The 8,542-nt window shown below is 69.9% G+C and carries 8 protein-coding genes and 1 pseudogene; 1 reads left to right on the top strand and 8 read right to left on the bottom strand.

The genetic code is table 11. The features are described from left to right. The 8 genes from J5F18_RS08550 to hemA form a co-directional block, all read right to left on the bottom strand. Positions 1 to 559 (bottom strand): FAD-binding oxidoreductase (locus J5F18_RS08550; protein WP_346301830.1); only part of this gene is annotated, 559 nt, incomplete at its 3' end. 77 nt (positions 560 to 636) lie between these two features. Then, complete coding sequence (locus tag J5F18_RS08545; protein WP_346301829.1) at positions 637 to 1,983, bottom strand: glutamine synthetase family protein; 1,347 nt, start codon at positions 1,981 to 1,983, stop codon at positions 637 to 639. A gap of 37 nt (positions 1,984 to 2,020) precedes the next feature. Then, positions 2,021 to 3,328: an FAD-binding oxidoreductase gene (locus J5F18_RS08540; protein ID WP_346301828.1), complete on the bottom strand. Its 1,308-nt coding sequence runs from the start codon at positions 3,326 to 3,328 to the stop codon at positions 2,021 to 2,023. A gap of 98 nt (positions 3,329 to 3,426) precedes the next feature. Continuing rightward, positions 3,427 to 4,179 (bottom strand): molybdopterin-synthase adenylyltransferase MoeB, encoded by a 753-nt coding sequence (moeB, locus tag J5F18_RS08535; RefSeq protein ID WP_346302200.1) that lies wholly within the window; start codon positions 4,177 to 4,179, stop codon positions 3,427 to 3,429. Positions 4,180 to 4,181: 2 nt separating this feature from the next. Beyond that, a complete protein-coding gene (locus J5F18_RS08530; protein WP_346301827.1) occupies positions 4,182 to 4,682 on the bottom strand; it encodes an Lrp/AsnC ligand binding domain-containing protein in 501 nt (166 codons plus the stop codon). A gap of 181 nt (positions 4,683 to 4,863) precedes the next feature. Continuing rightward, on the bottom strand, positions 4,864 to 5,709 hold the full coding sequence (gene prmC / locus J5F18_RS08525) for a peptide chain release factor N(5)-glutamine methyltransferase (RefSeq protein WP_346302199.1): 846 nt from the start codon (positions 5,707 to 5,709) through the stop codon (positions 4,864 to 4,866). A 16-nt stretch (positions 5,710 to 5,725) separates the two neighbouring features. Further along, the gene (gene prfA / locus J5F18_RS08520; protein WP_346301826.1) at positions 5,726 to 6,817 is read right to left on the bottom strand and encodes a peptide chain release factor 1; all 1,092 of its coding nucleotides are present in this window, start codon (positions 6,815 to 6,817) and stop codon (positions 5,726 to 5,728) included. Positions 6,818 to 6,825: 8 nt separating this feature from the next. Beyond that, positions 6,826 to 8,094 (bottom strand): glutamyl-tRNA reductase, encoded by a 1,269-nt coding sequence (hemA, locus tag J5F18_RS08515; RefSeq protein ID WP_346301825.1) that lies wholly within the window; start codon positions 8,092 to 8,094, stop codon positions 6,826 to 6,828. 163 nt (positions 8,095 to 8,257) lie between these two features. Here hemA and J5F18_RS08510 point away from each other — a divergent pair. Further along, positions 8,258 to 8,542, top strand: a pseudogene (locus J5F18_RS08510) (hypothetical protein); the annotation flags it as partial.

Raw genomic sequence — 8,542 nt, 5'->3', positions numbered from 1 at the left:
GCAGGTGACCGCCGCCGTGGTCCACCAGGGCGCCCACGTAGCGGTCGGTATTGACCTCGCGCTTCACCCCTTCCCCCTCCAGCAGCTCCAGCTCCCGATAGCCGTAGCGCTCCCAGAGCGCCTGGTGCTCGCGCAGGCCCTTGAGCTGCCTGCGATTGCAGGCGGCGAAGAGATTGCCGTCGCGCAGATCGCAGTCGATGACGTACTGCTCGATGCGACGACGAATGATCTGGTTACCTTCAAAGGCCATATCGCCCAGGGCACGGGCGGTCTCGGCACCGTACTTGGCTTCGATCACGTCCATGTCGCGGCTGTAGCTGTTGACGATCTGGCCGCCGTTGCGCCCGGAGGCGCCGAAGCCCACCCGGGCGGCCTCCAGCACCACCACCGAAAGGCCCCGCTCGACCAGGTGCAGCGCCGCGGAGATGCCGGTGAAGCCGGCCCCCACCACGCAGACGTCACAGGCGACCTCGCCCGCAAGCGCCGGGCGCTGGGGGGCGGGGTTGGCGGTGGCGGCGTACCAGGAGGCGACGTGGTCGCCGGCGGGATGGTCAGGCATGGCAGGACTCCGGACTCGGTAGGATGACTAGGCTATGTCCGAAAACTGGCTGCGCTCGCCGACTTTTCAGACAAAGCCTAGACGCTGAGCAGCAGGAACTCCCGCTCCCAGGAGCTGATCACGCGCTTGAAGTTCTCGTTCTCCACCCGCTTCACCGCCACGAACCCGGTGACGAACTTGCTGCCCATGTAGGTCTCCAGCTCGGCACAGTGCTCCATGCGCTCCAGCGCCTGCTCCAGGGTGAAGGGCAGGCGCAGGTTGCGTCGCTCGAAGGCGCGGCCCTGCACCGGCGCCGAGGGGTTGAGCTTCTGTATCATCCCCAGGTAGCCGCACAGCAGGGACGCCGCGATGGCCAGGTAGGCGTTGGCATCGGCGCCCGGCAGGCGGTTCTCCACTCGGCGATTCTGGGCCGTGGAGTCCGGTACGCGCAGCCCACAGGTGCGATTCTCCTCGCCCCACTCCACGTTGACCGGCGCCGAGGTGTCGGGCAGGAAGCGGCGAAAGGAGTTGACGTTGGGGGCCATCAGCGGCAGGGCCTCGGGAATGAACTTCTGCAGGCCACCGATATGGTGGAGAAAGAGTGGGCTCATGGTGCCGTCGGGGTTGGAGAAGACGCTCCGACCGCTCTTCGCCTCCAGCACGCTCTGGTGGATATGCATGGCGCTGCCCGGCTCGTTGGTGACCGGCTTGGCCATGAAGGTGGCGGCCACGTCGTGCTTGAGGGCCGCCTCGCGCATGGTGCGCTTGAACAGGAAGACCTGGTCCGCCAGGGTCAACGGGTCGCCGTGACGGAAGTTGATCTCCATCTGGGCGGTGCCCTCCTCATGGATCAGGGTATCGATGTCGATGCTCTGGGCCTCGCACCAGTCGTACATGTCCTCGAAGAGCGGATCGAACTCGTTGGCGGCGTCGATGGAGAAGGACTGGCGGCCGGTCTCCTGGCGGCCGCTACGGCCGATGGGGGGCTGCAGCGGCAGGTCGGGGTCCTCGCAGCGCTTGGTGAGGTAGAACTCCATCTCCGGCGCCACCACCGGCCGCCAGCCCTGTTCGGCGTAGAGCGCCAGCACCTTCTTGAGCTGGTTGCGCGCCGAAAGCTCGATGGGGTTGCCCTGCTTGTCGAAGCAGTCATGGATCACCTGGGCGGTGGGCTCCAGCGCCCAGGGCACCGGATAGGCCGCGCTGGGATCCGGCTTGCAGAGCATGTCGATGTCCGCCGGATCGAGCAGCGAGTAGTAGAGATCGTCCTCGACGTAATCACCGGTCACCGACTGCAGCAGCACGCTCTCCGGCAGACGCATCCCCTTCTCGGCCACGAACTTGGAGACCGGGGCGATCTTGCCGCGGGCGATGCCCGTGATGTCGCTGACCAGGCACTCCACCTCGGTGATGCGTCGCTCCTTCAGCCAGCTTTCCAGGTCTTTCATGGGATCCTCGTCTGGGCCCGCGGGGCGGATGCCCTGTCTATAGTCGATCGCGCAGCTTGTAGAAGCTGGTGGCCAGCACCAGCAGCGGCGTGCGCAGCCGCTCGCCCCCCGGGAAGCGCCGGTGGGGCATGGCGGCAAAGGCGTCGAAGCGCTCGCTCTGGCCGGCGATGGCCTCTGCCATCAGCTTGCCGGCCAGCCCCGCCAGGGCCATGCCGTGGCCGGAGTAGCCCTGGGCGTAGTAGAGACTGTCACCGATGCGGCCGAAGTCTGGAGCACGGTTGAGGGTGATGGCCACCTCGCCCCCCCAGCGGTAGTCGATGGAAACCCCACGCAATACCGGGAAGAGGCGCGCGATCTTGGCATCCATGCGCGCGGCAAGGCCCCTGGGCTCGCGGCCGGTGTAGCTCACCTCGCCGCCGTAGATCAGCCGCCGATCGGCGGAGAGACGATAGTAGTCCAGCACGAAGTTGGCGTCCGACAGGGCATCCCCCCGCGGCAACACCCGGGCAGCACGCTCGGCGGAGAGCCGCTCGGTAGCGATGAGGTAGTTGGCGGCACGCATCACCCGGCCCGCGAGCTCGGGTACCAGCCCCTGCGGGAAGGCGTTGGTGCCCAGTACCACGAAGTCGGCGCTGACGCTGCCGCCGGGGGTGACCACCCGATGGGGCGAGCCGCGGCGAATCGCCAGCGCCGGGCTGGCCTCGTGGATAACGGCCCCGGCCTCGCGGGCGGTGCGGGCCAGGCCCAGGGTGTAGTTGAGCGGGTGCAGGTGCCCCGCCTCGCTCTCGTAAAGCGCGCCGGGATAGGCGTCGGTGACCACATGCTCGCGCAGGGCGTCCCCCTCGAGCCAGGTCAGGGCCTCATAGCCGTAGTCTCGCGCCAGGCGGTCGCGGAGGGCCTTGAGCTCGTGCACATGGCGCGGCTTCACCGCGGCATGCAAGTAGCCCCAGGCGAGATCGCAGGGGATGGCGTGGCGCTCGATGAGCTCGGCGGTGAGTGCCACCGCCTCGCGGCTCATGGCCCAGATATCACGGGCGGCGCCAAGGCCCAGGGCCTGCTCCACGGTGGCGATGTCGGTACCGAGCCCCGGCAGGATCTGGCCGCCGCTGCGCCCCGAGGCGCCAAAGCCGATCTCGCTGGCCTCCAGCAGCACCACCGCATAGCCCCGCTCGGCCAGGTGCAGCGCCGCCGAGCAGCCGGTGATCCCGCCGCCGATCACGCAGACATCGGCACGCACCTCCCCCGCCAGCGGGGAGCAGGGGCCGAGGTCGACGGCGATGGAGTCGCGGTACCAGGAGGCAGGGCGCTGCGGACGGGTCGGCATCTCGGGGGCCTGGGCAGTCATGCGCGTGGCGCTCGTTGTTGTCGTCGATGGAGCAGGGGATATCCCGCTGACAGTATCGACCCCTCGGCCGGGGTGACGCCAGACGGGGCGTCAGGCCCTTACCCTCGGTCGCGGCAGGTCGGACAGGCCGGGTCCCGGGGCACCTTGAAGTGGCGCCACTGGCCGGTGAGGCCATCGAAGGTGGAGAGGCCCCGGTGTGGCGTGCCTGCGCCGCTGAGCAGCTTGATCGCCTCCAGCGCCTGGAAGCTACCGATCAGCCCCACCAGCGGCGCAACCACGCCGCTCTCCGCACAGGAGAGTGCCTCGTCGCCGCTGCCGTCCGGCGGGTAGAGGCAGGCGTAGCAGGGGCTCTCGGGATCGCGGGGGTCGAATACCGCCAGCTGACCGGAGAAGCGGATCGCCGCCCCGGAAACCAGCGGCACCCCGGCGGCGCGACAGGCGGCGTTGATCGCATAGCGGCTGGAGAAGCGGTCGGTGCAGTCGAGCACCACATCGGCCGCCGCCACCGCCGCGGCCATGGCCTCGCCGGCGAGGTGGGCGGTCAGCGTCTCGATCCGGCAGCCGGGGTTCAGCGCCAGCGCCGATTCCCGAGCGGATTCGGCCTTGTTGCGGCCCAGGTCCCCCTCCCCGTGGGCGATCTGGCGCTGCAGGTTGGAGAGCTCCACCGCGTCGGCGTCGGCCAGGGTCAGCTGCCCCACCCCGGCCGCGGCCAGGTAGAGGGCCACCGGCGAGCCGAGCCCGCCGGCACCCACCACCAGGGCGTGGCCGGCCAGCAGTCGCTCCTGCCCCTCGATGTCGATCTGGGCCAGCATGATCTGGCGGCTGTAGCGCAGCAGGTCGGCGTCGGTCATGGTCACTTGCCTTCGAACTCCTCGATATCGGGCACGTGGAGGGAGAACTCCTCCTTGACCTCCTCCATCACCACGTAGCTCTTGGACTCCTTCACTCCCGGCAGGGTCAGCACCACGTCGCCGAGCAGCTGGCGGTAGGCGGCCATCTCGGGGATGCGGCACTTCAGGATGTAGTCGAACTGGCCGGAGACCAGGTGACACTCCTGGATCTGCGGCAGCTTGGCCACGGCGCGGCGGAACTCGTCGAACACCGCCGGCGACTGGGTCTCCAGGCTGATCTCCACGAACACCAGCAGATTGGCCTTCAGCGCCCGGGGGTCGAGCACCGCCTTGTAGCCGCGGATCACCCCGGCGCGCTCAAGACGCTTGACCCGTTCGAGACAGGGCGTGGTGGAGAGGCCGACCTGGGCGGCAAGGTCAACGTAGGAGATGCGGGCGTTCTCCTGCAGGCAGCGCAGGATCTTGAGATCGATACGATCGAGGGAGCGAGTCTTGGCTTTCATCGGCGTAAGGCTGGCAGGTCTCAGGAGTGGCGAAAGGAGCCGTCGCGACAGCGGATTGGCCTGAAAACCATCGGGACGCAGGCGGCATTCTGGTGTTCAGTCACGCGATCACGGTGCTTACCCGTATTATTTTCTGATTTCAGATGTACCACACCGCCGCCTGCCACTGCCAGTTGAACCCTCAACGCCCCGGCCAGGCCCCCAGGGTCACCCGCTCGTGGCCGGCCAGGTCGCGGCGACTAGCCACCTCCTGGTAACCGGCTTCCGCCAGTGCCTGGCGCACAGCTGCCCCCTGCTCGGCGCCATGCTCAAGCAGCAGCCAGCCGCTCGCCGCCAGGTGCCCTCGTGCCGTGCGCACCAGATAGTTGAGGTCGGCCAGGCCATCATCACCGGCCACCAGGGCGGTCACCGGCTCGAAGCGCACGTCGCCGCGGGCCAGGTGCGGGTCGTCGTCGGCGAGATAGGGGGGGTTGGAGACGATCAGCGCGAAGCGCTCGGCGGTGGCCAAGACAGAGAACCAGTCGCTCTGGCAGAACGCGGCGTTGGTGATACCGAGCCGCGCGGCGTTGCGGCGGGCGAGCGCCACCGCCTCGGGACGCAGATCCACCCCCAGCACCGTCCACTCGGGACGCTCGCTGGCAAAGGCCAGGGCGATGGCGCCGGTGCCGGTGCCCAGGTCGAGCAGCCGCCCGGTGGCCGCGGTCGCCTGTTCCAGGGCGGCCGCCACCAGGGTCTCGGTGTCGGGGCGCGGAATCAGGGTGCTGGGCTCGGTGGCCAGGCGCAGCCCCCAGAACTCCCGCTCGCCAGTCAGGTAGGCCACCGGTTCGCCGGCCTCGCGGCGCGCCAGCAGGGTCTCGAAGCGCTCGATCACCGCCGGCTCGGCCGCGCGGTCGCCCCAGGTGTAGAGCCAGGTGCGATCGACGCCCAGCACGTGGCAGAGCAGCACCTCGGCGTCGAGCCGGGCGCTGGGCGAGCCGGCCGCCGTCAGGCGCGCCGCGGCTGCCACCAGCAGGGCATCGAGGCACACGTACTTTTCCTGCACGTCAGGCGTCCTGCTGCAGGGCGGCGAGCTGCTCTGCCTGGTACTCGTGGATCAGCGGCTCGATCACCTCGTCGAGCTGCTCGCCGCTGACCACCTCGGCGAGCTTGTAGAGGGTCAGGTTGATGCGGTGATCGGTGACCCGCCCTTGGGGGAAGTTGTAGGTGCGGATGCGCTCGCTGCGATCGCCGGAGCCCACCAGGCTCTTGCGCTCCTGGGCCTGGGCCTGGCGGCGCGTCTCCACGGCGCTCTGCTTGAGCCGGGCGGCGAGCAGCGACATCGCCTTGGCGCGGTTCTTGTGCTGGCTGCGTTCCTCCTGGCACTCCACCACCACGCCGGTGGGCAGGTGGGTGAGGCGGATGGCGGAGTCGGTGGTGTTGACGTGCTGGCCGCCGGCGCCGCTGGACCGGAAGGTGTCCACCCGCAGCTCGGCGGGATTGATGTCGATCTCGCCCACCTCGTCGGCCTCCGGCATCACCGCCACGGTACAGGCGGAGGTGTGGATGCGCCCCTGGGACTCGGTGGCGGGCACCCGCTGCACCCGGTGGGCGCCGGATTCGAACTTGAGCCGAGCGTAGGCGCCCTCGCCCTTGATGCGCGAGATGATCTCCTTGTAGCCCCCCTGCTCACCGTGGCTGGCGCTGACCACCTCGACCTTCCAGCCGTGCTGCTCGGCGTAGCGGGCGTACATGCGAAACAGGTCGCCGGCGAACAGCGCCGCCTCGTCGCCGCCGGTGCCGGCGCGCACCTCGAGGAAGACGCTGCGGCCATCGTCGGGGTCCCGCGGCACCAGCAGCTGCTTGAGGGTCACCTCCATGGCCGCGAGCCGGTCGCGCCCCTCGGTCAGCTCCAGCTCGGCCAGCTCGCGCATCTCCGGGTCGCTGTCGGAGGCGAGCGGCTCGGCGGCCTCGATGTCGCCCTCCACGGCACGGTAGTCGCGCCAGGCCTCCACCAGGGGCTCGAGCTCGGCGTACTCGCGAGAGTAGTCACGGAAGCGGCGCTGGTCGCCGATGACCTCGGGCTCCGCCAGCAGGGCGGCGAGCTCCTCGAAGCGCTCGCCGAAGGCGTCGAGGCGCTGACGCAGGGATGCTTTCATGAATCGTCCTATCGGGTCTTGTCGGGGGCGGTGTCGAGCAGCAGCGCGCCGGCGGCCTCGAGCAGGTCGTGACGCTCGGCGGAGGCGGCCTCGCGCAGCGCCACGGTGGGGCGGTGCAGCAGTCGATTGGTGAGCTGGTGGGCCAGGCGGCGCACCACCGACTCGGGATCCTCGCCGTGGCCCAGCCGGGCCAGCGCCTGCTCAAGGGAGAGGTCGCGCTGGGCCTCGCCCAGGGTGCGGAAGTCGCGAATCAGCTCGCCGCCGCCGCGGATGCGCCGCTCGTGCAGCCAGGCGCCCACGCCGTGCTCGATCAGCGACTCGGCCTGGTCGGCGGCCACCTGGCGGTGGCGGCGGTTCTCCTCGATCACCTCCTGGAGGTCATCGACGGAGTAGAGGAAGATATCGGCGAGCCGGCCCACCTCGGGCTCGATGTCCCGTGGCACGGCGATATCGACCATGAAGATCGGCCGATGGCGGCGCTTCTTCAGCGCCCGCTCCACCATGCCCTTGCCGATGATCGGTAGCGGTGCGGCGGTGGAGGAGATCACGATGTCCGCCTCGGCCAGGGCGTCGGGAATCGCATCCAGGGCGATGGCCCGGGCGCCCAGGCTGCCGGCCAGCAGCTCGGCGCGCTCGCGGGTGCGATTGGCCACGGTGAGCTGGCGCACGCCGGCCTCGTGCAGGTGGCGGGCCACCAGCTCGATGGTCTCGCCGGCGCCGATCAGCAGCGCCCGGGCGCGACCGAAGTCGTCGAAGATTCGGCTGGCCAGGCTCACCGCCGCATAGGCCACGGAGACCGGGTTGCGGCCGATGCCGGTCTCGGTGCGCACCTGCTTGGCCACCGCGAAGGTGTGCTGGAACAGGCACTCGAGCTCCTTGCCCAGCCCCAGGGCGTGGCGGCTGGCCTGGTAGGCATCCTTGAGCTGGCCCAGGATCTGCGGCTCCCCCAGCACCATGGAGTCCAGCCCCACCGCCACCCGCATCAGGTGGCGGGCGGCCTCGTTGTCCAGGTAGTGGTAGGCGCAACGGGAAAGATCCTCCACCGGCAGGCCGTGGAAGCGGCCCAGCCAGTCGAGGATCGCCCTCTCCCCCTGGGGCTCGGTGACGCAGTAGAGCTCGGTGCGGTTGCAGGTGGAGAGAACCGCCGCTTCCTTGACCTGGGGCAAGCCGCGCAGCTCGCCCAGCGCCGTTTCCAGCTGGGCAGGGGTAAAGGCCACCTGCTCGCGCACCTCGACGGTGGCGGTTCGGTGATTGATTCCTAGGGCAAGCAGCGTCATGCGTCGGGCATCTTAGCTAGTGGTGGCCGGCCTTGGCGGCATCGTCGACAATGCGCCGAGATTCTATCACAGCGCGACTCGCTTGGGCGCCCTCCCCCGGCGACCTTTGCCCGCGTCGGCCAAGCCGTTATGCTGGCCCCTCGGCCCTGCCAACGAGACGCCCATGCCTTCCGCCCATCGCCTGCTCCCCCGCTCGCTCCGCGCCGCCCTGGTGCCGCTGGCCCTGATGCCGCTGATCGCCGGCTGCCAGGCGCTGCCGGGCGTCGGCGGGCCGGGAGAGGCGAGCGACGACCCCCTGGCCGGCGCCCCGCCCATCGAGCGCGGCCTGGACGCCGAGGGGCTGGCGGACCTGCTCACCGCCGAGTTGGCCGGCCAGCGCGGCGACTACCGCCGCGCGGCCCTGGGTTACCTGGAGGCCAGCGACCGCTATGCCGCCCCGGCGCTGGCC

This window comes from Halomonas sp. BM-2019 (assembly GCF_017584085.1).
This window is presented reverse-complemented; position numbering and strand designations above follow the sequence as displayed.

What these genes read in the sequence shown, in the direction of transcription:
- moeB (WP_346302200.1), bottom strand. Translation starts at nt 4,179, where the DNA reads ATGACCGACGCCGACCTGCTGCGCTACAGCCGCCAGATCATGCTGGCC.
- prfA (WP_346301826.1), bottom strand. Translation starts at nt 6,817, where the DNA reads ATGAAAGCATCCCTGCGTCAGCGCCTCGACGCCTTCGGCGAGCGCTTC.
- J5F18_RS08530 (WP_346301827.1), bottom strand. Translation starts at nt 4,682, where the DNA reads ATGAAAGCCAAGACTCGCTCCCTCGATCGTATCGATCTCAAGATCCTG.
- hemA (WP_346301825.1), bottom strand. Translation starts at nt 8,094, where the DNA reads ATGACGCTGCTTGCCCTAGGAATCAATCACCGAACCGCCACCGTCGAG.
- J5F18_RS08540 (WP_346301828.1), bottom strand. Translation starts at nt 3,328, where the DNA reads ATGACTGCCCAGGCCCCCGAGATGCCGACCCGTCCGCAGCGCCCTGCC.
- J5F18_RS08545 (WP_346301829.1), bottom strand. Translation starts at nt 1,983, where the DNA reads ATGAAAGACCTGGAAAGCTGGCTGAAGGAGCGACGCATCACCGAGGTG.